At 42.1% G+C, this 23,692-nt stretch carries 24 protein-coding genes; 14 read left to right on the top strand and 10 right to left on the bottom strand.

Annotated elements, in window-relative coordinates:
- The first annotated feature begins 21 nt into the window (after positions 1-21).
- The 11 genes from G630_RS0103880 to G630_RS25795 all read left to right on the top strand — a co-directional run bounded on the left by G630_RS0103880 (position 22) and on the right by G630_RS25795 (position 13,052).
- Complete coding sequence (locus G630_RS0103880; RefSeq protein WP_044958706.1) at positions 22-1,626, top strand: carboxylesterase/lipase family protein; 1,605 nt, start codon at positions 22-24, stop codon at positions 1,624-1,626.
- Between the two features lie 21 nt (positions 1,627-1,647).
- Positions 1,648-3,033 carry an MATE family efflux transporter gene (locus G630_RS0103875; protein ID WP_026497814.1) on the top strand — a complete coding sequence of 462 codons (1,386 nt, stop codon included), beginning with the start codon at positions 1,648-1,650 and terminating at the stop codon, positions 3,031-3,033.
- A 53-nt stretch (positions 3,034-3,086) separates the two neighbouring features.
- Positions 3,087-3,755 (top strand): HAD family hydrolase, encoded by a 669-nt coding sequence (locus G630_RS0103870; RefSeq protein ID WP_026497813.1) that lies wholly within the window; start codon positions 3,087-3,089, stop codon positions 3,753-3,755.
- A 132-nt stretch (positions 3,756-3,887) separates the two neighbouring features.
- Positions 3,888-4,487 (top strand): flagellar motor switch phosphatase FliY, encoded by a 600-nt coding sequence (gene fliY / locus G630_RS0103865; protein WP_022761640.1) that lies wholly within the window; start codon positions 3,888-3,890, stop codon positions 4,485-4,487.
- A gap of 36 nt (positions 4,488-4,523) precedes the next feature.
- On the top strand, positions 4,524-5,660 hold the full coding sequence (locus tag G630_RS0103860; RefSeq protein WP_022761639.1) for a DUF4317 domain-containing protein: 1,137 nt from the start codon (positions 4,524-4,526) through the stop codon (positions 5,658-5,660).
- A 227-nt stretch (positions 5,661-5,887) separates the two neighbouring features.
- The gene (locus G630_RS0103855; RefSeq protein ID WP_026497812.1) at positions 5,888-7,642 is read left to right on the top strand and encodes an ABC transporter ATP-binding protein; all 1,755 of its coding nucleotides are present in this window, start codon (positions 5,888-5,890) and stop codon (positions 7,640-7,642) included.
- Positions 7,642-9,582, top strand: a complete 1,941-nt coding sequence (locus G630_RS0103850) for an ABC transporter ATP-binding protein (RefSeq protein ID WP_026497811.1) — start codon at positions 7,642-7,644, stop codon at positions 9,580-9,582. The genes G630_RS0103855 and G630_RS0103850 overlap by 1 nt, the downstream gene beginning before the upstream one ends.
- A gap of 52 nt (positions 9,583-9,634) precedes the next feature.
- Positions 9,635-9,862: a hypothetical protein gene (locus G630_RS24980; RefSeq protein ID WP_026497810.1), complete on the top strand. Its 228-nt coding sequence runs from the start codon at positions 9,635-9,637 to the stop codon at positions 9,860-9,862.
- 385 nt (positions 9,863-10,247) lie between these two features.
- Positions 10,248-11,981, top strand: a complete 1,734-nt coding sequence (locus tag G630_RS0103840; RefSeq protein WP_026497809.1) for a lysozyme inhibitor LprI family protein — start codon at positions 10,248-10,250, stop codon at positions 11,979-11,981.
- Between the two features lies 1 nt (position 11,982).
- The gene (locus G630_RS0103835) at positions 11,983-12,615 is read left to right on the top strand and encodes a hypothetical protein (protein ID WP_026497808.1); all 633 of its coding nucleotides are present in this window, start codon (positions 11,983-11,985) and stop codon (positions 12,613-12,615) included.
- A gap of 65 nt (positions 12,616-12,680) precedes the next feature.
- A complete protein-coding gene (locus G630_RS25795; RefSeq protein WP_081667787.1) occupies positions 12,681-13,052 on the top strand; it encodes a fibronectin type III domain-containing protein in 372 nt (123 codons plus the stop codon).
- Here G630_RS25795 and G630_RS0103830 read toward each other — a convergent pair.
- Positions 12,947-13,564 (bottom strand): hypothetical protein, encoded by a 618-nt coding sequence (locus G630_RS0103830; RefSeq protein WP_026497807.1) that lies wholly within the window; start codon positions 13,562-13,564, stop codon positions 12,947-12,949. The two genes, G630_RS25795 and G630_RS0103830, sit on opposite strands and share 106 nt — an antisense overlap.
- Before the next feature lie 275 nt (positions 13,565-13,839).
- Here G630_RS0103830 and G630_RS0103825 point away from each other — a divergent pair, with 275 nt between their 5' ends.
- Positions 13,840-14,280 carry a hypothetical protein gene (locus G630_RS0103825; protein WP_026497806.1) on the top strand — a complete coding sequence of 147 codons (441 nt, stop codon included), beginning with the start codon at positions 13,840-13,842 and terminating at the stop codon, positions 14,278-14,280.
- Positions 14,281-14,338: 58 nt separating this feature from the next.
- Here the strand turns inward: G630_RS0103825 and G630_RS23315 are convergent, their stop codons facing one another.
- The 9 genes from G630_RS23315 to G630_RS0103780 are packed head-to-tail and all read right to left on the bottom strand — an operon-like array spanning position 14,339 to position 21,160.
- Entirely contained in the window at positions 14,339-15,838 is a 1,500-nt protein-coding gene (locus G630_RS23315; RefSeq protein ID WP_022761630.1) for a diguanylate cyclase, read from the bottom strand.
- 20 nt (positions 15,839-15,858) lie between these two features.
- The gene (locus G630_RS23310) at positions 15,859-16,278 is read right to left on the bottom strand and encodes a hypothetical protein (protein ID WP_022761629.1); all 420 of its coding nucleotides are present in this window, start codon (positions 16,276-16,278) and stop codon (positions 15,859-15,861) included.
- Positions 16,268-16,855 (bottom strand): hypothetical protein, encoded by a 588-nt coding sequence (locus G630_RS20565; protein WP_022761628.1) that lies wholly within the window; start codon positions 16,853-16,855, stop codon positions 16,268-16,270. The genes G630_RS23310 and G630_RS20565 overlap by 11 nt, the downstream gene beginning before the upstream one ends.
- Positions 16,852-17,352: a DUF4860 domain-containing protein gene (locus G630_RS0103805; protein WP_026497805.1), complete on the bottom strand. Its 501-nt coding sequence runs from the start codon at positions 17,350-17,352 to the stop codon at positions 16,852-16,854. The genes G630_RS20565 and G630_RS0103805 overlap by 4 nt, the downstream gene beginning before the upstream one ends.
- Positions 17,349-17,702 (bottom strand): hypothetical protein, encoded by a 354-nt coding sequence (locus G630_RS0103800; RefSeq protein ID WP_026497804.1) that lies wholly within the window; start codon positions 17,700-17,702, stop codon positions 17,349-17,351. The genes G630_RS0103805 and G630_RS0103800 overlap by 4 nt, the downstream gene beginning before the upstream one ends.
- A 6-nt stretch (positions 17,703-17,708) precedes the next feature.
- The gene (locus G630_RS0103795) at positions 17,709-18,761 is read right to left on the bottom strand and encodes a type II secretion system F family protein (protein ID WP_022761625.1); all 1,053 of its coding nucleotides are present in this window, start codon (positions 18,759-18,761) and stop codon (positions 17,709-17,711) included.
- A 14-nt stretch (positions 18,762-18,775) separates the two neighbouring features.
- Entirely contained in the window at positions 18,776-19,933 is a 1,158-nt protein-coding gene (locus G630_RS0103790; protein ID WP_242829896.1) for a transglutaminase domain-containing protein, read from the bottom strand.
- Between the two features lie 5 nt (positions 19,934-19,938).
- Positions 19,939-20,427, bottom strand: a complete 489-nt coding sequence (locus G630_RS0103785; protein ID WP_155829234.1) for an RNA polymerase sigma factor — start codon at positions 20,425-20,427, stop codon at positions 19,939-19,941.
- Between the two features lie 10 nt (positions 20,428-20,437).
- Positions 20,438-21,160, bottom strand: a complete 723-nt coding sequence (locus tag G630_RS0103780; RefSeq protein WP_022761622.1) for a GGDEF domain-containing protein — start codon at positions 21,158-21,160, stop codon at positions 20,438-20,440.
- 176 nt (positions 21,161-21,336) lie between these two features.
- Here G630_RS0103780 and G630_RS0103775 point away from each other — a divergent pair, with 176 nt between their 5' ends.
- Together G630_RS0103775 and G630_RS0103770 are read left to right on the top strand one after the other, a co-directional pair.
- Entirely contained in the window at positions 21,337-21,573 is a 237-nt protein-coding gene (locus tag G630_RS0103775; RefSeq protein ID WP_022761621.1) for a hypothetical protein, read from the top strand.
- A 16-nt stretch (positions 21,574-21,589) separates the two neighbouring features.
- Positions 21,590-23,623, top strand: coding sequence for a methyl-accepting chemotaxis protein (locus G630_RS0103770; protein ID WP_026497802.1), 2,034 nt, complete (start codon positions 21,590-21,592; stop codon positions 23,621-23,623).
- The last annotated feature ends 69 nt before the right edge of the window (positions 23,624-23,692 follow it).

The following is a 23,692-nucleotide window of genomic DNA, read 5'->3' as shown; positions in this document are numbered from 1 at the left end:
CGAAAGGAAAATACTATGTACATGAAAAAGCTAACTGAGCAGGTTATCTGCAATTACGATGATCCGGTGGCTCAGACTAAATATGGTAAGCTTCGGGGATTAAAGTCAGGCGATACCTATATTTTCAGGGGAATTAAATATGCTAATGCAAGACGTTTTCATTTTCCGACAGAGCCTGATTCATGGAATGGAATAAAAGAGGCATTCCAATATGGTCATGTATGCTGCGAGCTAAATACGCCGGTGCCTCATGACCAGTTTACGGTTCCGCATTTTTTCTATCCGCAGAATGAAAATTGCCAGTATCTGAATATCTGGACAAAGCATCTTGATTCAAAGGCAAAAAGATCTGTAATGGTATGGATTCACGGGGGCGGATGGTTTTCCGGGTCCTCGGTTGAGCTTCTTGCCTATGACGGCGAAAACCTGGCAAAGGCCGATGATGTGGTGGTTGTATCCTTGAACCACAGATTAAATGTGCTTGGATACCTTGATCTGTCAGAGTATGGCGAAGAGTATAAGGATTCCCAAAATGCAGGCCTTGCAGATCTGGTTATGGCCCTTAAGTGGGTTAATGAAAATATTGCCGAATTTGGCGGGGACCCTGAGAATGTAACAATTTTCGGACAGTCCGGTGGCGGTGAGAAGGTGGTGTATCTGATGCAGACACCTGCCGCGGATAACTATTATCAGAGAGCTATAATCCAGTCCGGCGGCCCAAATGGTATAGGAAAGGATAATGTCATAGAGCACAGGAAAACTTCAAAACGCTGTGCAGAACTGATTCTCCATTATCTTGGAATAGCGCCTGAAAATGTTAAGGAGCTTGAAAGTGTGGACTGGTACGACCTTGCTCAGGCCACAATGAATGCAATATGGACCATTCAAAATAAGGAAGGCGGAATGGTTAACTGGAGACCTCATCCGGATGGTGAGTATTTTATGGGACATCCCCTGGACTTTGGATGGAGGAAAGAATCACTTAAAAAGCCTATGCTTGTGGGTTCTGTTCTCGGAGAATTTTCCGGTAATTTCGGAACCTCAATAGGAGACGGAATAAAAAATAAATGGAGCAGTGAGACCATCTGTCAATATAAAAAAGAAATGTTCGGAGATAAAACATCGGAAATATCAGAGTATTTTCAAAAGGCTTACCCTGACAGAAATCCCGCAGATGTTCTTTTCCTTGATACAAGATTAAGGCGAGGCTGTCTTTCATTTTGTAAAAGCAGAGCGGCAGCAGGAGGAAAGACCTGGAACTGGATGTTTAACCTGGAATCTCCATTCAACTATGGTACGGTTGCATGGCATAACGCAGAGGAGCCTTATGTTTTCAGAAATTCTGCATATATAGAGGCTGAATATATCCCCGGAGTATCTGAGCAGCTTGAGAATCAGATGGCAGGAGCCTGGGTTTCATTTGCGAAAACCGGAGATCCAAATTGTGATATAATATCTAATTGGCCCGCTGTCGAAGGAGACTCAGTTCCGACAATGTGCTTTGACAGGGTGACTGATCTTAGGATAGATCATGATAAAGAACTTATGAATATATATCCTGATCCTGTGTTTAAGGGCTTTCCGGGAAGCAAAAAGATGTACGCTATGTTCGGCGTGGAGCCATAAATTTGAAAAGAGGAAAAATAGGTGAAACTATTTGTACGTGATAAACTATTCTATAGAATGCTGGTGTCCTTTGCACTTCCGATTGCGCTTCAGCAGCTGATCACAGTCGGTGTAAACATGGCCGACAACATGATGCTGGGGCAACTGGGAGAAGCGCCTATGAGTGGTGCGACGCTTGCGAATAATTTTATAACCATTTTCCAGATAATGTGTATGGGACTTGGAATGGGAGCAAGCGTTCTTGTCAGCAGATTCTTTGGAATGAATGACCGGCTCAGCATGAAAAAATCGGTCAATATCATGTTCAGAATGCTTTTTATAACCGCAACCTTTTTCTCGATAATCACTTTTCTTATGCCGGCGGGCATTATGGGACTCTTTACCTCTGAGGAGGAGGTCATCCGTCAGGGAACCGGCTATCTTTTGATATCAATACCCTGCTATTACTTAAACGGCTATGCGGTTACATCAAGTCTTATGCTAAGAAGCGTGGGAAAAGCTCATGTTCCGCTTGTTGCAAGCTGTTGCTCGTTTTTCTTAAATATTTTTTGTAACTGGGTATTCATCTTCGGAAAACTGGGTGCGCCTGCAATGGGGGTAAACGGTGCTGCCCTGGGAACACTTATAGCAAGAGTTGTGGAGTTCACCATAATCTTCGGTTTCCTTCTTTTCCGAGATACAAATATCGGACTTCGTGTTTCTGATTTGACCCTGCCGGTATCAGACCTGCTTCCGGAATACATCCGTATTTCAATACCCGTGCTCGTTTCGGACACGCTTCTTGGTCTTGGAAACAGCGCAGTAGCAGTAGTTATGGGACATATAGGAGCCAGCTTTGTGGCAGCCAATTCCATAACCACAGTTGTAATGTCGCTTGCTACCGTGGTAATTCAGGGAATCAGCCAGGCAAGCTGCACCATCACAGGTATAACCCTTGGAAAGGGAGAGGTTCAAAAAGCACAGCAGCAGGGCATAACCTTTGCAGCACTGGGCTTTATCATAGGTGGTTTTGGATGTCTTCTGATCCTTGTTATTTCAGATTTGGTTGTGGGAGCCTATAAGATAGAACCTGAAACAGCAGCCCTTGCAAAAGACCTTATGACTGCAGTTGCACTTGTTATCTGGTTCCAGGCAGCTAACAGTATCCTTACAAAGGGAACCTTAAGAGGTGGCGGTGATACAAAATTCCTCATGGTAGCGGACATCATCTTTTTATGGATCTGCAGCATTCCTCTCGGAGCACTGACTGGACTTGTTCTTAAATGGCCGGGCTTTTGGGTTTACATAATGCTCAGAATTGACCAGTTTATAAAATGCATCGTTTGCATTGTTCGACTAAGAAGCGGTAAGTGGATAAAGAAAATCGATAATAAAATCGATAATAAAGCTAAGCTTAAGGAAGCATAAAATTGAAATAGTTTAAAAAATATTTTTCGATGCAGAGCACAAAGGATTAAAGAATGAAGCGGAGAAGGAAATTGGACATAAAGGCAGTATTATTCGACCTTGACGGAACACTCATCGATACGGAAAAGTACTATCAGATAGTGTGGCCTAAAACAATAGAGCATTTCGGATTTCACATGACAAGAGAACAGGCACTGCAGCTTAGAAGTCTCGGAAGACCCTTTGCTCCCGAGCAGTTCAAAAAGTGGTACGGCGATGATTTTGACTATCATGAAGCGCGCGCTTACAGGAAAATTCTCTTTGAGGAGCTGGCTGCGAAGGAAGGGATAAATCTTAAGCCCGGAGCCAGGGAAATTCTTCAGTTTCTTAAGGAGAGAAATATCCTTATCGCTACAGCAACCGCGACGGATGAGGAGAGAACCACCAGATATTTGAGCGAAGTCGGGCTTCTTTCTTATTTTGATAAGATATGCTGTGCCACCATGGTTAAAGAGGGAAAACCTAAGCCCGACATTTACTTGTATGCCTGTGAACAGGTTGGAGTACCCAAGGAAAACTGTATCGCCGTGGAGGATGCTCCAAACGGAGTAAGGTCAGCAGCTGCGGCAGGTATTAAAACCGTATACATTCCCGATCAGAATGATGACGAGGAAGAGGTAAAGGGACTTTATTATAAGAAAATGGAGTCACTTTATGAACTAAAAGACCTTATAAGTAAATAAAAAGGTTATAGAAAATTAAGAAATCACAGCCCCTTTCTTCCTTTACACAAAAACTATGATGGCATAAAATAGTAGTATATCCGTGATATCTAGCGAAATAAAAAACTGATTATACAGAAGCGAGGGGTTCTTATGGATCAGGTACTTACAAACGAACAGATGGATACTTTAGGAGAAATTGCCAACATCAGTATGGGTAATTCCGCGACCACACTCAGCATGATGGTCAATAAAAAGGTGGATATAACCACACCGAATGTTTCCGTGATCAAGCGCAGCGAGACTCTCGATGATTATGAGAATACCTGCATTTTTGTTCAGATTCACTACGTTAAGGGACTGACCGGCAATAACGTTCTCATTCTCAAGGAGAATGATGTTAAGGTTATGACGGATCTTATGATGGGTGGAGACGGTACCAACACTAACTGTGAGATATCGGATCTTCATCTTTCCGCAGCTTCGGAGGCCATGAACCAGATGATGGGTGCTGCGGCTACGTCTCTTTCTATGATGCTCAGTGTTCCTACTGATATCAGTACTCCTGTTGTCAACAGAATAGATGTCGACAGTGTCAAGATTTTTGAAAAGAGTTTTGAAATCGAGTACGATAATTTCGTCAAGGTAGCTTTCAAGATGACTATCGAAAATCTTATTGATTCAGTTATGGTTCAGTTATATCCTGTTCAGTTTGCCCGCGAGATGTGCGATAAATTTATAGCAAAGGAATAGTGTACTTGAAATAAGCACACCGGTAAAACAGCTCACATGAATAAAGCAGAAGTATTAGAAATAAGGAAACAATTTACACCCGACAGATGTACTATCGATCACATCTGCGGGTGTTATGTTGATGGCGAAAAATCAAAGCGCCTTGTGTTTAAAAAAGCATTCGGAAGCATCCCCGATGAGGAGATGTTCAAGTATCTCGATATTTTCAAACACACACTTACAGGAGTATTCGGAAAAAGTCTTATAAATCTCGAATTCCCGCTTGACCAGGAAGAGCAGGGAGGAACTCAGGAGTTTTTACTGCGTCTTCGTGATTCCCATCTTGAGGATGACAGTCTTATTGATGAATTCTATGACAAGATTATTGCCAATCTTTTTATGGAAGAGAATTATTATATAATCCTCGTTCATGCTGTCTATGATATCCCCGGAATGACCAGAGACGGAATAGAGATGGAGGATGCATCGGAGAATATCTATGATTACATTCTCTGCAGCATCTGTCCGGTTAAGCTTTCCAAGGCAGGACTTGGCTATAATGAAAAGACCAACGAGATAGAGGACAGATACCGCGACTGGGTTGTGGATGCACCTTCCAAGGGCTTCCTTTTTCCTGCGTTTATTGAGAGAAATGCGGACATCCACAACATGCTCTATTTTTCAAAAAAGCCCGAGGACCTTCAGCCCGAGTTTATTCAGGCACTTTTCGGAGGAAGGGCACCTATGTCTGCACCGGAGCAGAAGAACCTTTTCCAGGCGCTGGTTGAGGAGACAATCGGTGAAGAGGCTGACTATGATGTGATGAGAAACATCCATGAAAATTTGAACACGATGCTCGAGGATCACGAGGAGGATGAGGTTCATTTCGAACTTTCAAAGGAAGATGTAAAGCACCTTCTCTCAGATAGCGGTGTTCCCGAGGAGCGAATGGACTACTTTGATCACAACTATAAAGAAATAGTCGGAGAGCAGGAACAGCCGCTTCTTGTTACGAATATTGCCAACACCAGAAAGTTCGATATAGAAGCTCCCAATGTTGTTATCAAGGTTAAACCCGACAGAGCGGACCTTGTGGAATCCAGAATTATCGACGGCAGGCAGTGCCTTGTAATCGAGGTGGACGACCACATCGAAGTAAACGGGGTTAATGTACGCACCTTTATTAAGGAGTAAAGCCTTTCCCTTGGGGGAGAATAAAACAAAAGCCTTCCCCTTGGGGGCGCTCGACGTCCGGGGGACGTCGGCTCAGCGCGGACCGAAGCGGAGCGAAGACAAGTGGCACGAAGTGCCGGATGAGGGGAAAATAAAAAACTTACAAATTGTATACAATTTATGTTAAGAATGTCATATAATATATAGAACGCTTCGGCGTTCTAATTTTTTCAGAGGATGGTGAATAAATGGTAAAGAAAATTCTTGGGGAATTACATGAATTCAAACTGCCAAGTATACTTACACCCCTGTGTATGATAGGAGAGGTTATCTGCGAGATGATCATCCCCGTCCTCATGGGTAGGATAGTAGACCTTGGAATTAACGGCGCTGATATGAACTACATTATCAGAGTAGGTTTGATGATGATAGTTGTGGCAATTTTAGGATTGCTCGCAGGTATCGGCGGCGCCTTCTATGGATCAAGGGCATCCACGGGACTTGCAAGGAATTTGAGAAAGAGAATGTTTGATAACATCCAGACCTTCTCCTTTGCAAATATAGACAAGTTCTCATCATCAGGTCTGGTAACAAGACTTACCACTGATGTTACGAATATTCAGAATGCTTATATGATGATACTTAGAATGGCGATGAGAGCACCGGCATCGATGATAATTGCTCTTGTTATGTCATTTATTATCTGCCCCAGGCTTGCAACGATATATCTTATCGCAGTACTCCTCCTTGGAGCTTTCATTATTTTCATCATGAGCAAAGCAACAAAGTATTTCAGAGAAGTATTTGAAAAATATGACAGACTCAATGAGAGCGTACAGGAGAATGTATCCGCAATCCGCGTAGTCAAGGCTTATGTTCGTGAGGAGTATGAAAACAGCAAGTTTAAGACAGCTGCTCTTAATATCTATGAAATGTTTGTAAGAGCAGAGAAAGTTGTTACATTAAACGGCCCTGTTATGACTGCAACGGTTTATGCATGCATCCTTCTTATAAGCTGGATGGGTGCTCATATGATCGTTTCAAATGAGCTCACTACCGGCGCGATGATGAGTCTTCTTACCTACTGCATGAATATACTGATGAGTCTCATGATGCTCTCTATGATATTTGTTATGGTGACCATGTCATCTGCCAGCGCAAAGCGTATTGCAGAAGTTATCGATGAGGAGACAAGTATCTCCAATCCCGATCAGCCTGTTATGGAGGTAAAGGACGGAAGCATCAGATTTGATCATGTTGATTTCGCATATAACGCGGATTCCGAGGAGCCTGTACTTAAGGATATAAACATTGATATCAAGTCAGGAGAAACTATCGGAATAATCGGTGGAACCGGTTCTGCGAAGTCTTCACTTGTTAATCTTATAAGCCGTCTCTACGATGTTGAAAAAGGAAGCGTAAGTGTAGGCGGAATCGATGTAAGAAAATACGATATGGAAGTTCTTAGAAATCAGGTTTCTGTTGTTTTACAGAAAAACGTGTTATTCAGCGGAACCATTTATGAGAACCTCCGCTGGGGAGACAAGGAAGCAACTGATGAAGAAGTAAGGAGAGCCTGCGCATTGGCCTGTGCCGATGAGTTTATAGAAAAAATGCCCGAGGGTTATGATACCTTTATCGAGCAGGGCGGAACCAATGTTTCAGGTGGACAGAGACAGCGACTTTGTATTGCAAGAGCGCTTCTTAAAAAGCCCAAGATACTTATTCTGGATGACTCCACCAGTGCTGTTGATACCGCAACAGATGCGAAGATAAGAAAGGCCTTTGCCGAGGAAATCCCGAATACCACAAAGCTTATTATTGCTCAGAGAATATCCAGTGTTCAGGACTGTGACCGCATTATAGTTATGGATGATGGTAAGGTTGACGGCTTCGGAACACACGAAGAACTCCTTGCAAATAACACGATTTACCGCGAGGTTTATGAATCTCAGGTTGGTTCCAGCGGCGACGCTGATTTCGATGAAGGAGGGGATAACTGATGGCAGAAGAAAAAGTTAAAGAGGTACGAGGCCCCGGAAATCGTCATATGAGAGGCGGCCCGAAACCAAAGATAAAAAATCCCGGCAAGCTTTTTATGAGGCTTATGTCGTATGTATTTAAAGACTATGGAATTCACATGGTACTTGTTGTTATCTGTATCATTCTTTCCGTTATAGCGAGCGTTCAGGGAACGATGTTTACCAAGACTCTGATCGATACATATATCACACCGCTTATCGGTCAGGCGAACCCGGATTACGGTCCCCTTGCAAAGGCAATCGGAAATGTGATCATTTTCTATGCAATTGGTGTTGTTGCAGCTTTTGTTCAGGCGAGACTGATGATTTATGTGGGACAGGGAACCCTTCGAAATCTTCGAATCGAACTGTTTAACCACATGGAATCTCTTCCGATAAAGTATTTTGATACTCATGCTCACGGTGACATCATGTCGATATACACCAATGACATTGACACACTCAGACAGATGATCTCCATGAGTATTCCGCAGCTTTTAAACAGTGCGATCACTATTGTCAGCGTGTTTATTTCAATGATTGTATTAAGTGTTCCGCTTACAATTGTGACACTTATAATGGTTGCACTTATGATTTTTCTGTCTGCAATAGCAACCGGAGCATCAGGTAAGAATTTCGTTGCACAGCAGCAAAATCTTGGCGCGCTAAACGGCTACATCGAGGAGATGATGACAGGACAGAAGGTTATCAAGGTGTTCTGTCATGAAGAGGATACTATAAAGAGATTTGATGAGCTCAATGAGGAGCTTTACCAGAGTGCCTACAAGGCAAATGCTTACTCAGGTATCCTTGGACCGATAAATGCACAGCTCGGAAACTTAAGCTACGTTGTATGCGCGATCGTAGGTGGTGCAATAGCTCTTAATCAGTATCTTGGCTTTACAGTAGGAGGACTTGCAAGCTTCCTTACATTTAACAAGAGCTTTTCAATGCCCATTAACCAGGTGTCCATGCAGTTTAACAGTATTATCATGGCACTTGCAGGAGCTGAGCGTATTTTCAATCTTCTTGATGAACAGTCAGAGACAGATGATGGCTATGTAATGCTTGTTAATGCCAAGGAAGAAAACGGACAGATTGTTGAATCTAAGGAATTTACAGGACGCTGGGCATGGAAGCACTATCACAAGGCTGAGGGTACAACAACCTTCCAGCCCATGGAAGGCGATGTTACCTTCAATGATGTTGACTTCGGCTACACTGATGATAAGATGGTTCTTCACAACATCCTTCTTCATGCAAAACCGGGACAGAAGGTTGCACTCGTTGGTTCTACCGGTGCAGGAAAGACCACAATTACAAATCTGATAAACCGTTTCTATGACATCCAGGACGGTAAGATCAGATATGATAACATCAATATAAACAAGATTAAGAAGCCGGATCTTAGAAAGTCACTTGGAATGGTTCTCCAGGATACTCACCTGTTTACGGGAACTGTTGCAGAGAACATCCGCTACGGTAAGCTCGATGCGACTGATGAAGAGGTTAAGGCAGCAGCCAAGCTTGCTAATGCGCACAGCTTCATCAAGAGACTTCCAGAGGGTTACAACACAATGCTTACAGGTGACGGAGCAAATCTTTCACAAGGTCAGCGTCAGCTCCTTGCAATTGCAAGAGCAGCCATTGCCAATCCGCCTGTACTTATCCTTGACGAGGCTACAAGCTCCATCGATACCCGTACAGAGAAAATTGTTCAGGATGGTATGGACAAGCTGATGCATGGTCGCACAACCTTCGTAATCGCCCACAGACTGTCCACTGTTAAGAACTCAGACTGTATCGTAGTTCTTGAGCAGGGTCGCATCGTGGAGATGGGTACTCACGACGAACTGCTTGAACTTAAGCAGAGATACTACCAGCTGTATACAGGTAATAAACCTGAAATGGTTACCGCATAATATAATTTAGATATGAAGATGGCCGAGCAGTTTTTGCTCGGCCGTTTTTTATATGCTAGCAATTATTAGCAATAAAATAAGGATAAAGGTAAAGTTTTGTTGTATGCCAGAAGGGAGAAAGAAGGCCAATGAGGGTCAAACGAAGGCCAATGAGGGTCAAACGAAGGCCAATGAGGGTCAAACGAAGGCCAATGAAAAGGGAAACAACAAAAAGAGAAGAGATATATTAATTTGTTGCATGAGAGAGGAAGAATTTACAACAAAACAAGACGTGATATAAAGATTTGTTGTATGCAAAGAAAGGATAGACAACAAAAGAAGATGTAACGCAATGATTTATTGTTTGCTAAAGAGTAGGCATACAATAAAGTGAGAAGGAAAGTAGAGATTTGTTGCATAGAGAAAAATGAGGAACAATAAAATGAGAAGAAATACAGAGATTTGTTGCATATAAAGAAATTGCTAACAACAAATCAAAAAGCAAAAATGATATTTGTTGCATGGCATAAGATTATCTATCAATAGCATAATTATTTATGATATGAAAAAGGCTACATATGAAAAAGGGCTACCAAAGTGGCTAAAAAGCTGATATATTGAAGAACAGTATGAAAAAAATATAAGGGCTTATGGCTTGGAAATAATAGATTGGGAGGATGAGAAAATTGAGAAGATTTACAAAACTATTTGTTATCTTGGGGATAAGTACTCTTATTGCAGGTTGCACTCCTACAGCACAGGATGGAAGTGTGACAATTTCTGAGAGTGGTGAGACAGCAAGCACTGCGGATGATCAAAATGATAGTGCAAATAATGAGCAGGATGGAGATAGCGATAGCGTAGCCAATACTGATAATGCAGACATATCTGAAAATACTGAAAGCAGCGACGATTCGATAAATGATGGAGCTGAAGAAAACAATAATTCTGACAATAGCTCAGATGATAAAAATAGCGAGAACTCACAGAATAATGATGGAGCCGAAGAAAAGGACAATACTGACAATACCGCAGATGAGAAAAATGCTGAATCCGATCTCTACGACGCTTTTCTTGTAGGCGACAGCACTCTTAGTTTCGATTACTACATGAATAATGTATTCCAGGATTCCGAGTATCGTTCTTATGTTGACGACATTATTTCCTATGTTCCCACAGACAGGGAATACACGCTGAGTGAACTTAGAAATACACTCCAGGGTATTCTCAATAATGATGCGTATTACTTTGCTGGCGGCGACATTGAAACAATGGAGTATGCCTTCATCGATTGCGGAGCAGATGATGTAAGAGAGATGGCCCTGAAAATGGTAGGACCCTTTGTGGAACCCGGAAGCGAACTGACTTTGGTAATAAAAGAGCTTGAAGGAAAACTTCAGGTTATCTATGCATTTGCATCCTGGTCCAGAAGTCAGACAGATATCTATGAATACGGCATTATATCCGGAGGAGGAAGTAACGGAGCATCCAACCATGGATGGGATGAAGCTTATATTAATGCTGACGGAAAATATCAGTTTGGCTACTACGAAGAGCAGGAAATGGACTTCGAGATGTTTGCAAACTACAAAGACCATGCCAATTTTGACTTATCAGATATTGAGGGAAGCATGACTATCTATAATCTTCAGCTTGAGGAATGGAGCAAAGACAAAAAGATAGAACAGTATTATTCCTTCGAGGTCTATGATAATGAGACCTATGAAACCATGAACATTCCGAATCTCTATACCGACAGCAAATACAAAGATGTTGTGGATTCCTTTAAGGATTGTAAGTTTGTATCAATGGATGAACTCTATAAAATTGAGGCGGATAAAATGGAATCCATCGGTGTTACAGATAAAATCAAGAACGGAAAAATGCCGACCTATAGCAACATAAATCTTTATATGCTTGATAGTAATACTTCAGGGGAGACTGATAATAAGAAAGCGGAAACAGATAACAAGTCTTCAGAGACTATTGTAGATGATGGCACTCTTCAGTCAGAGCTTGCAAAGGTTGAAGCAAAGTATCAGGAATACGAAAACCTCGATTGGGCAGCGATGCCTCAGCAGCCGGCGAATGTGACTACATATGAGATGTATACCCTTTGGGATGAAGAGCTTAACTCTCTTTGGAGCAGACTCATCGAAAAGGTAACTCCCGAGGAAAAAGAAGAACTTCTTAATGATCAGCGCGCATGGATTAAGCGTAAGGAAGCAGCTGTGAAGGAAGCCGGAAACGAAGCACTCGGTGGAACCCTCCAGCCCCAGCTTGAAAACGGCACAGCCTGCGTCTATACAAGAAAGAGAACCTACTATCTTGCAACTGTTCTTGCAAAGGCACTCGGCGAGGACTTTGAGATTCCGAGTGAAGTTGAAAAGAGCTATTCAGACGTAGATACGGAACAATAAAATGAAGAAACGAATAATTATACTTTTTAGTGTTGTTATAATCATCTTTATTGGCGTGTTTGCTAAATGGAGTATCGAAGAAAAAAATAAAGCCACATACAAGTCCCGCCATGAAACATTTGCATCACAGTATTTTTATGAAATTGACAGAGACACAGGTGAACTGGTTATTTCTAAGCCTGCTGTTATCGAAGTGATAAAGAACTGGGATAAATATGGATGCAGATATATCTACTCATTTGCTGATCCGGAAGTCGGATCTAATGAAGAAATGATGAGATGCTTACATTCGGAAGATAATCCTGATGAATGGGGATTATCTGTTGTTGATGCTTTTTACATAATGCTTGCTGAAGATGAATTTAAACGGTCAGCTGAACTTATAGAGTTAGACTATGATTCCAAAATCAGCATGATAGAGCTAAAGAGATCCTACACGATAAAAGATATTAACGATGCGATGGAAGTGTTTGTGCTCGGAGCGGAAAACGCTAGTGTGAACAACCAATATAAAAGTATTATGGATGTACCATACGATTTACAAAATGCGTGTATTTTTGCGATGGACAAATCGACATTTACGGCAAAGGAAATGATAATCTGCTGGAGCATGGCTATTACAGCTAATTCATAATAAAATTATATCATTTATCATTTGGGGAGCATGTTGTATAATCGTTATTCGAGGGGAACAAAAAGTTGTTTTATTTGGGAAATGTTTCAGGTTCACATGTAGAGCGTCTTCCATCAGGAAGACTGACAGCAAAGAAGAATAGCGTTACACTTACATGGAAGAAACAGACCAAGAGCGGAATAAAGGGCTACGAAATCCAGTACTCTACAGATAAACAGTTTAAGAAGGATGTGAAATCTGTAACTGTAAGTAAAGCAAAGACTACTTCCAAAACAATTAAAAAGCTGAAAACTGGAAAGAAGTATTATTTCAGAATCAGAACATACATCTGTCAGTCATTATATTCTACTTCAAAATCTTTAAAGAAAGCCTCTGTTCCGATTTCAGAAAAGAATCCTATAGATCCGTGTGCATCTTTACCGTGTTTCATAAAATGAACCACAAGTACAGGATCTTTTTCTTCATTCAAATAAAACTGAGCTTTTTCATCATGAATAATGGCTGTCAGCTGTACCCACTCATTTAATCCATTATGAATCGGCGCTTCATAATTAGTGATTCCAAATTCTCTAAAATAAGCAAAAGTATATCCCGGATAAGAAAAGTACTGACATCCATGTGCCTTACGTACAGGATCATTTGTTGTCCCATTAGTTGGCCTTATATAAAAAGATTCGAACTCGCTATTATCCTGATTTACCCTAAAAACGATTCCTATGAATCCTCTGGCGAAATCCGGAGCGTCGGGAAGAAGCCTGCTCAACATTTTTACCCTGATGATACCATTATGGAAATCTATATTTCTCAGTTTGACAAAGGTATTCTCATCGAACTGCATGATTTTTTCCTTTTTTATGACCCTGAAAACCTTCTCTCCATCTAGCTTTTCCTGAGTAACTGTTGTGTGTACCGGAATAAATTCTTCCAAATCTTCATATCTTGTCATCATTGATGTGTTGTCCTTTCATCTATTTCGAGTAAATGTCTATAATCCATCAAATCACGATTAACTAATACTAAAATTTTAACCATTTCAACAATAAAAATAAAGCCCACTAATGTGAGCTTTATTCAGTATACAAATTTAATCTGTGAATAGTAACGATGGATTTTTTACTGTCTCATATATCGTACACAAAAAATGTTACAAATAATGGTGTAGAAGAAAAGGTTGTTGCTTACAGGCGGTAAATAAACTGCCTATATACCAAGGGAGGGCATAAAATGAGCATATATCCTAATGAGCAGACATATCCATCAATCACTTACGGACTTTTTTCTTTAAACATCCTTGTTAACAGGAAAAAGATAAAGGAATTGGATAACCATACAGTTATCATCGTTACGGATGAGATTATCGATGATTCCCTCATCAGAAAGTTTGCGGAGATTCTCCTCTTAAAAGGCTGTAAGAACATAGCATTTTGCGGAACAGATGCAGAAGAGTGGCATCAGATATTTGAAAAGGTCGACATTGATGTAAACGGATTTAATGGCGCAGACGGATACGAGGATTTCGCTGTCATGTGGTGCTTTAACGATATTGAGAATCTTCCTGATGAACTGTATTCCTGCTGGAACGAAGTCCTTATCCTCTGCAGCAGCATGTCTGTTTTAAAAGAATGCCGTGCGATTATTGCTGAGAGCATAGACTCTGTATTCTGACGAAACTCCCCGGCGCCCATTAATACCCTTCGGCAGATTATACAGTCGCTCCGGCGCGTTATTCTTCCTTTGTTAGTTCGTCGATAGCAGTCTTGAATGAGGCTGCCTTATCTGTTGTGAAGAAGACCTTGTCGGCACCGGCTTCTCGGGCCTCCATGAAGGAATCCTCGTCGGTGGCAACCGCAATGACGGGGATGTGCTTGAAACCGGCGCGATCCTTGATGTAATGGATGACCTGATCGCCGGAGATTTTTTCAATATCAAGATCCACGATGACAAGACGGATGTTATCGTGGTACTGGCTTAGGTAAGTGAGAGCTGTGTCGCCGCTGTGAGTCTCGATGATCGAAAACTTTTCGGAAGCTGCATTCAGGAATTTCTCCGACCTCATGCTTTCTGCGGAGCTAGCAAGCAAAATAAGAGGTTTTCCGTAGGCTTCGCTCTTCGGAATAACCCAGGTACTAACACAGTTTTTGCCCATGAGCTTGGACTGGTAGAGGGCGTCGTCAGCCATGCGGAATACTTCACCAATGGAATGATCTCCGGTGTCGATGATCGCGCCTATACTTAAGGTAAAAGGACTACCGGTACCGAGATCCAAGTCAGTCAGCATCATTTGCATAGTTCTGCAGCGCATCTCAACAATATCAAGCCTTGCCAGACCCGGCATGAATACCATGAATTCATCTCCTCCGAATCTTCCGATATAATCCGTAGATCTGAAGTTCTTTCTTAGAAGCTCGCCAATATTTGCCAAAAGCCTATCACCGGTATCGTGGCCGAAATTATCATTGACCTGTTTGAAATTATCCACGTCGATAATACACATACCGCACGGATCGCCGGGCTTTCTTCGCTCAAAATAATTGTTGATTGCAGTTAATAGAGCACCTTTATTCAGAAGATAAGTAAGCTTATCGATTGTACTGATTTTGGTCAGCTCGTCAAAGGCAAGACCCTCCTGGGATCTTACCTCCAGAATGATGTGCGCACTTAGCATAGATAACACATAAGATGCCAGAGCAAGATATACATCATGGTGGAAGATATCTGTGGTTTTGGTGAAAAATGAAGCAATGCAGAAGATGATAACAAGCGTCAACTCAAAAAGGCCATATTTATACATCCTTGTAATATACACCGTAGGGAATACCACAAGGTATAATGGAAACCACATGGCCTGATGATCAGCGGAAGATGTCATATCCCTCAATATAAACAGAATAAATAAAACAAAGTAGAAGGTTATGCAAAGAACTTCTGTTGTGACGGCAGACAATTTTTCCACTTTTCTCGTATAAAGATTGATCAGGAAATAAATGGTAAGCAGCGGAACCAGCAGTACATGAGCAATGCTCAGTCTGAAGTCGGCAACGATGATCTTACCAAGGAAAATCATTGCAATATAACACATAGCAATATACATGCAAGACTTTCTAAGCATGTAACGATTGCTATTTTCTATGGTCTCAGTACATTTGCCAAAGTATTCGAGAATCTTTCTGTTCTCTCTTTTTGCACTGAATTCAATTTTGCTAGAGCCATAATTTTTATCCATGTAAATGCCCCTGAAAAATATCACTTCATTACAGGAAGAGTCTCATCATAAACAACTTCATCATTATGTGTAACAACACGCCACTCAAGAATCTCATAGGTGGGAGTATCCGGACTTTCCGAATACATCGGTTTTATGTTTACATCAAGAGTCTGGAATTCACTAAGAGTAATACTTTTATTAAGTGAATTCACGTTGATATTCGGATCACTCCAGTCGATTTTTCTAAAGGAAGGTTCATTCTCGGCAATAAATCCGCTGGCTTCGTGGCAGGCCTGATAGTAGGAAAGAGATCTGTCCAGCATTTTTTTGCTCAGAATATAATCTGCCCTTGAATTGACAAGAGTCAGCGATGCAAAGGATATGAGGCTCAGCACAAGGAAAATCAGCAAAATAGATGCTGCGCCTATATGGGTGCTGTAGATCGGCTTACGCTTCACTATTGTCTACCTCCGTGTTTCCAATGTAAAAATCGGTGTATCTGTCGGAAATGATATCAGGATCATCATCATCCGGAATCTGGTCGATTGTGGTCTGCTCATCCATCCTGAGGATGGTTATCTCGCCTTGGAGTGCATCGCCGTCCATTAGTGAGGTGTCGGCCTGCGTGTCTGCGTAAACTTCCTTTGCGGGAAGTTTTTTTATGGACAGAAGGAGCTCATATCCTGCGAAATTCAGAGCACCGTTTTCAGAAGGAAAATCTATAAGATTCCAGTTTTCATCAAAAAACATAATAAGCGCCCCGATCTCAGGGGTGTCATCGTAGGATTCAAGGACAACGCAGCAGCCAGCAAAATAGTCGGCGATGGTGTGCAGATTCCCGCGGCTTCCGTAAAAAACCTCAGAGATATTCTGCGTCCATAAAACTGAATTGTTCATCTCCACAGATTGCTCAGACAAAGTGTGAGCCTTGGCAAAGAGCTGGATGCAGATTGCCCCGGATATAGAGAAAAACAAAATTGATATGATGAGCTCCATCAGAAAGAGACTCGTTTTGCTGTGTTGTGTATGATTCATCCGTTAGCCCCTGTGCCGGATCTTTTCGATGTTATAAAAGTAAGATCCTTTCCGTCAGTCAAAGTGATGGTTATCTGCAGAAGACCTTCTCCTTTACTTGTTATTTCAAGGTTATTAATATCCATTATCCGCTGCCCCGATTCAGGTAGAAGTGTCCCTGCGTCTGCTCTTGAAAACAGCTCCATAAGACTGCCTTCGTACTCATAGAGGTAGGTCACATAATCCACTGTACCTATTGTTGTATCTATTCTGAGAGCACCGGATTTATTGAAAATATCTGTGCTTATATTTCCTTCGGCATCATATTGCCTGAGCTTTTCAGTGATATATGCATAAGCCGTTCGCCTGTCGTAGTTTTCCGCAAGAGTGGTGACACTTCTCTTATAAATACTTGAGCCAAGCGCAATAAGCATCAGCGCTCCCATTGCAAATAAAAACAGAAGAGCGATGACGAAGAGCATATCCACGGTATGTCTGCTTTCAAACTGTTTTTTCATGAACGAAGGCCTGCTCCTTTAACGCGCAAAATTGTGACATCCGGATAGATATTGGATGCGACGGGTCTGTAATCTATAAAAAATATGCTCTTGTCATAGACAAGGCCGTAATGTTCCTCAAGATATTCCAAACTCGGAGGATAGATTCCCTCGATGGAATAGCACTGAACGATGTCTCTTTCCACTGCTGTATAAAGGCTTTCTTCCTGTTTCTTTTCTGTGCTCCTGCTTATCTGTGAAACTCCGATGTAAAAAATCACGATGATGAAAATGATGACAAGCGAAGGAACGATAAAGCCCATGATACTAAGTATGAAGTTTTGCCTTTTTTTGAGAGTGAGTTCTTCCATACATAATTACCCGATCGATGACATGATTCCCATCAGTGGCAGTATTACTGACAGAAGGATAAGTCCTACTATCAGTGAAAGGATGATTACGAGTGTGGGCTCCAGGATAGAAATGAAATTGTACATTTTTCTCTGGGTCTCATCCGTATACTTTCTGGCTATTTGCTGCATTACGGTATCCATTGAACCGGACTGGAAGCCGATGGCAACCATCCTTGAGTAAAACTTGTTGAAGATACCGGCTTCCTTAACAGCCTCCGGGAAGCTGTCACCCGCTGCGATAAGTGAGCGGCATGTCTCGATTTTTACAACCATGTCCTTGTATTCAACCAGCTTACTTACAAGGCGGAGTCCTTCATAGGTGTCCATTCCGCTTGACAGAGTAAGTACCATTCCATTTGCAAATCTGGCGGTTGCAATCTCTCCGTAAATCTTTCTTATCGGAGGAATGTGCATGCCGATAGTTCTGAAAATATCATGCCCCTTTTTAGTTTTAACGAAGAAGATACAGCCGGCCGCAAAAATAACCATGATAGCTATAAACACGATGGAGTAGCGGTTTAGCGCGCTTCCTACAGCCAAGAGCGACCTCGAAAAGCTGTTCATGCTGGTTCCGAGCTGAGCGAATACCTGACCGAAAATGGGAAGCACCTGTGTGATCAGAACAATGATTACAACGATCATCATTCCTATCATTATGAGAGGGTAGGAGATGGCGCTGCTTATATTTGTGCGTATGGTATCTTCCTGCTCGTAGTAATCGGCAAGGGAATCCATTACCAGATCCAGATTACCGGACTCCTCACCTATTGTTACCATGTGTATCACATAGCTTGGAAAAGCTCCGGTCATCTGCAGGGCAACGTGAAATCTTTCGCCGGAACTCAGAATTTGTGAGATGGTCTTAAGTGTGGAATCATCCCCTTCAAATTTGAAATCCTGCAGCATGATTTCTATTCCTTCAAGCGGGGCAATACCTGCTTTTATCAGCATTGCCATCTGCCTGCAGAAAACGGATATCTCATAGTCCGATAGTTTTTTTTCAGCCTTTGAATTCATAGTGTTTTCCTCAGTTAATAAATATATTTAGTCTGGTAGTTTTCACCATCACCGATAAAGGATGCCAGCTTTGTGGTTTCTGTCGTGGAAGCAAAAGTCGGATCCATAAGCGACCATTTTTTGCCGTCGAATTGAATCATTCCGTTTACCCAGCCCACATCTTTTATATAAGTACTTATCCATGCATGGTATGCGGTTCCCGCGTAGCCGACCTCCATTCTGGTGGGTATCCTCTGGGACCTAAGCATTGATGTCATCAGCACGGCATAGTCAAGACAGATGCCTTTTCCGGTGGTCAGAACTTCATCTATGTCCGGAAGGTAACCGCTCTGTACGGTTTCAGCCTCCTCGTAGTCATAGGACATGCTGCTGATCAGGGCGTTATATATTGCGGAAACTACATCCAGGTCATCGTTTGCCGTGTAGGATAAATACTCGCTGTAGGCTATCGCCTGATTGCCCTCATTAAAGTTCACATATTGATTCGGATACAAAAACGGCAGGAATTCGTCATTAAGGGTGACCTCTATGTTTTGAGTAAATGCCGTTACATACTGTGTTCCGACCAGGTTTTCATAAACTGCGATGAGATATTTTCCATCCCCTGCCTGAAGAGGAAAAACCTCATCCTTTCCGCCGTCTGTTGTGAGGTTATAGGTGTATACAACTTCATCGGGACCGGTTATTCTGAGCTTTACCTTTGGCGATTCGCCGGTATAGCGTATTATCACATAGCCCTCAGATGCGTTTGTTGCATCAACCTTTGCGACATCGTTTTTGTATACGACTTTGCCGTCTGCCTTGGGTTTTAGACACACAGGGGTATTGTCCCTTGTTCCCTTAACAAGTGTCGAGACATCATAGGTCTCACGGTTAGCCATGGCTTTTGCGGCAAGCAGTCTGTCCGCGTCAATGACAATGCCGTGCGGCAGAACAAGCAGCAAAATCGGAGACAGGGTGATAATGACAAGCATAGCGAGGCTCACATAAATATTCACGGAAAGAAAATCCGGAGCGCTTTTTATAAAGCCTCTTGATGCTTTGCTCTTTTCCTGATTTTCTCCCGCAAAAGCACCGGCCTTCCCGGATAACTCCAATACCTCAAGGAGAGTGGAAGAAATCTCGTTATCGCTCATATGAAATTTATTCTTCCTGTCTTTTACATATTCCATAGTCATCACGCGCGTCTTAGTTTTCTTAGCTCTAAAATGTGTTCTCTTGAGTTTGTGAGGCTTTTTTCCACATGGCGCTTTGTTATATGAAGAGCGTTTGCAATATCCTTATCTGATAGTCCTACAAAATCATGCAGGAAGAAAATCTCTCTCTCAAAAAATGACAAAGATTCGATCTCTTCCGGATGGAGCAGTGAGTACAGATCGGTGCGGCCTTCTGCCATGACCCGGTCATAACATACGTCGAAAGCGATGCGGCGAAGCCACGCATCAAAAAGGGAAGGATCCTTAAGCTTAAGTATGTTCTTTACAACAATGGAGTATATTTCGCGCACAGCCTCAAGACTCCTGTCGTCTTCACCAAGGATGTGCCGGCAATAGTTGTAGGTATCATCCACGGTGAGACAGTAGATCTCTGTGAAAGCCTCTGTGTCGTCGTTCCACATATCAAGAACGAGCTGTTGTATTCTTGAAGAACGCTTCCCTAACATCATCTGTTGTACCTTAAGTAAGAACATTCGGGTTTTCGGTAAAATTCCTGTAAGCACAGGTTATTAAAGTATAAAAATGGTCTGCATTTACACTGTCCCCAAGGACGCTTGAATATGAAAGCGTTATGGGATTCTCCGGAGAAAGAGCATTCCTGTTGTGAATTCTTCTTCCGAGATCACCCAGGAAAAGATCGACGGCGGTTCTGTCACAGTTTTCGATTACGACCAAAAATTCATTACCGCTGTTTCTTCCAATAAGACCATACTGAGTTCCAACCGATTCAAGAATTGAACAAAAATCGGAAATGATTTTGTCACCGCTTCCACGTCCGCTTTTTTCATTTATCTCTTTTAAGTTATCCAGCACCATAAGGACACACCCTAGGTGCAGGAGCTTTTCGGGAGAGTCGTATTTCTGAGATATGCGGTCAATGCTGTATCTGTTGGGGAGACCCGTGAGTTTATCGAGAAAAGACAGATCACGCAGATCCCGAAGCATATTCCGGTTTTTCTTCATAAGAATAAAATCCAGGAAAACGCAAAGAAATCCTGTCAGAAGACAGAGCCATATAACTATAAAAGATACGAGATAAGCCTTGTCCTCAAAGATGGAACTGCGAAGATTCTGATTAGTTATAAGGATGAAAAAGTATATTGCTGCAAGCAAAATGAAAACTGCCATAAATACAGCTTTGGTGATGCATATTTTCTTTACAAGGTCAGGTTTTTTGGACATCCCCAATCTCCCTCCGTGGGCATAAAATGGCATATTTTCTTACTTAAATATTATAAGGTATAGGTTATTCAAAAAAAATGTTCTAACCATAAACTAAGGATAAAGTTAACCTAAAATATTCGGAAAATCACACATTAGCAAAATGGAATTTAGTATAATGAACGCGAGGTGGGATTATGATTATTTTGTTTGTCTTTATTTTGATGTTTATCATTATTTTGACTCTGGCAATTTATCTTTACATTGATGAGTGCATGCAGCTGCGAAAGCGGCTTTTGCGTCTCGGAGTAAAGAAGGATGAGATCATGTCATTTCCAAAAGGTCTTTGGATTTTCAGACTTAAAGAGCTTTTATATGAAAAGGAAACCGAGCTGGCAGAAGAGTGTTTTCTGACAGTTGATAAGGATATTTAAAACGGAGGTAATTAAGATGGCACAGGAAAAAAAGGAACAAGGCGCACAAAAGAAAGGCTTTTCATTAAAAAGCGTAAAGCCGAAGCTTATCAGTGTTATGCTGCTTATCTGCATAATTCCGATACTGGTATCGGTTGTTGTAAGCTATCGCAGTTCAATGACTAACTCTTTAGAGGATGCTGAGTCAATTAATGTAAAGAAGGCTCAGGTAATAGAGAATGCTTACATGGAACACATTGAGCAGATGGTCAGTGCTCTTCAGACAGCAGCTTCGAGCCCTTATATGGTCAGCTATATGCAAAGCTCTGAAGATCAGCGCGATAACGAGGCTATGCAGGCCTGGCTCCAGGATATGGAGAGTAAGCTTGATGGAGACAACTCTATTGTAGTTACAGCTCCAGACGGAAATCAGGTGGTAAGGTCATCGGGAGAATTAACGAATATCGCTGACAGAGATTACTTTCAGAATGCGCTTAAGGGCAATACCTTTGTTTCTGGAGTATATGCCTCCAAGACTACAGGAAAGGCTACAATTTTCATTATTACCCCTATTTTTGATCAGGGGCAGCAGGTTATTGGAACCATAATGAGAAGTTATAGCCTTGATAATATGAATTCTTTTCTTGCGGAAAATGTTGATTCATCAAAGGGGGAAGAGGCTTTCATACTATCTTCGGCGGGCGAGCTTATCGGACATTGCGCGATGGAGATTGATGCAAATAATCTTATTGATTTTAGTGAATTTGGTCTTTATAAGCAATCTCAGTCTGCTGATAACGGAAGTACCATTGGAACGAATAATGGAATAAAGTATGTTATGTCCTTCCAAAAGGAACCCAAGACCGGTTGGCTTATTGTAACTGCAGCACAATATAATGTGATAATGGCACCCACATATAAATCCTGCAATATTATCATCGGACTTGGATTAGCCATGATAATCATTGCGATATTTGTATCCCTTAAGATGGCCAATTCCTTTACGCTTCCGCTAAAAGAGGTTAATGATTCCGTTAGTAAGCTTGCAGAAGGCGAGTTTCATAGGATTACTAAGTTCACAAAAAGAGAGGATGAATTTGGTGAGATCATCAATAACACCAATGCGGTTATTGATAAACTGAATTCAATTGTTACAAGCATTAAGGATTCGACGATATCCGTGAACAGTTCGTCTGAGGAACTGGCGGATACTGCTAATCAGATTTCGCAGACAGCAGACGATGTATCCAATGCGGTTCAGGAAATTGCATCAGGTGCAACGCAGCAGGCTGACGAGATTCAGAGCGTAACAGAGAATGTCGGCAGTATCGGCGAAGCAACCGGCAATGTTCAGACCAGCACGGATGATCTTGCAAATCTTGCAGGCAGAATGCAGGAAGTCAGCACAGAATCTGCGCAGAGTCTTGCAGACCTGCAGCATAGTTCCGAGAGCATGAGCGAGAGTATCGTACAGATCACGGAGAAGATTGGTGCAACCAGTAAGGCAGTTGAGAATATCAACGAGAAGGTTATGGGAATTGCATCCATTGCATCCCAGACAAACCTATTGTCACTTAATGCTTCCATCGAGGCAGCAAGAGCAGGCGAAGCAGGAAAGGGCTTTGCGGTTGTTGCTGAGGAAATCGGAAAGCTTGCCGACGATTCCAGAACTATGGCAGATGATATCAGAAGAGAGATGGATGTTCTTCTGTCAGAGTCTCAGTCAGCGGTTGCTATGGCATCAGAGGTTCAGAGACAAAACGACGAGCAGCAGGCAGTACTCGGAAGTACAGTTCAGAGCGTAAATGCTATGATAGAAGACATTTCATCAACGGTTGTAAGTGTTAAGAGTATTGAAACTGACGCAGGAACCTGCGTAGATGCAAAGAATGTGGTTGCCGATGCTATGGCATCGCTGTCCGCTATTTCGCAGGAGAACGCCGCATCCTCCGAGGAGACCGGTGCTTCCATGCAGGAGCTTTCAGCAACCGTTACAACGCTGGCATCCTCAGCAGACTCCCTCAAGGAAGTTGCCGAGAAGCTCAACGCCGAGATGGCTTTCTTTAAGTAAGCACCCAGCGAGGTTATTTCGAGCTGCTGGTGCGCACTTAGTTCTGGCGAGCAAAGCGAGAGCAGAACT

The organism is Butyrivibrio sp. WCD2001 (assembly GCF_000424485.1).
In the GTDB taxonomy this organism is placed as follows: domain Bacteria; phylum Bacillota; class Clostridia; order Lachnospirales; family Lachnospiraceae; genus Butyrivibrio.
This window is presented reverse-complemented; position numbering and strand designations above follow the sequence as displayed.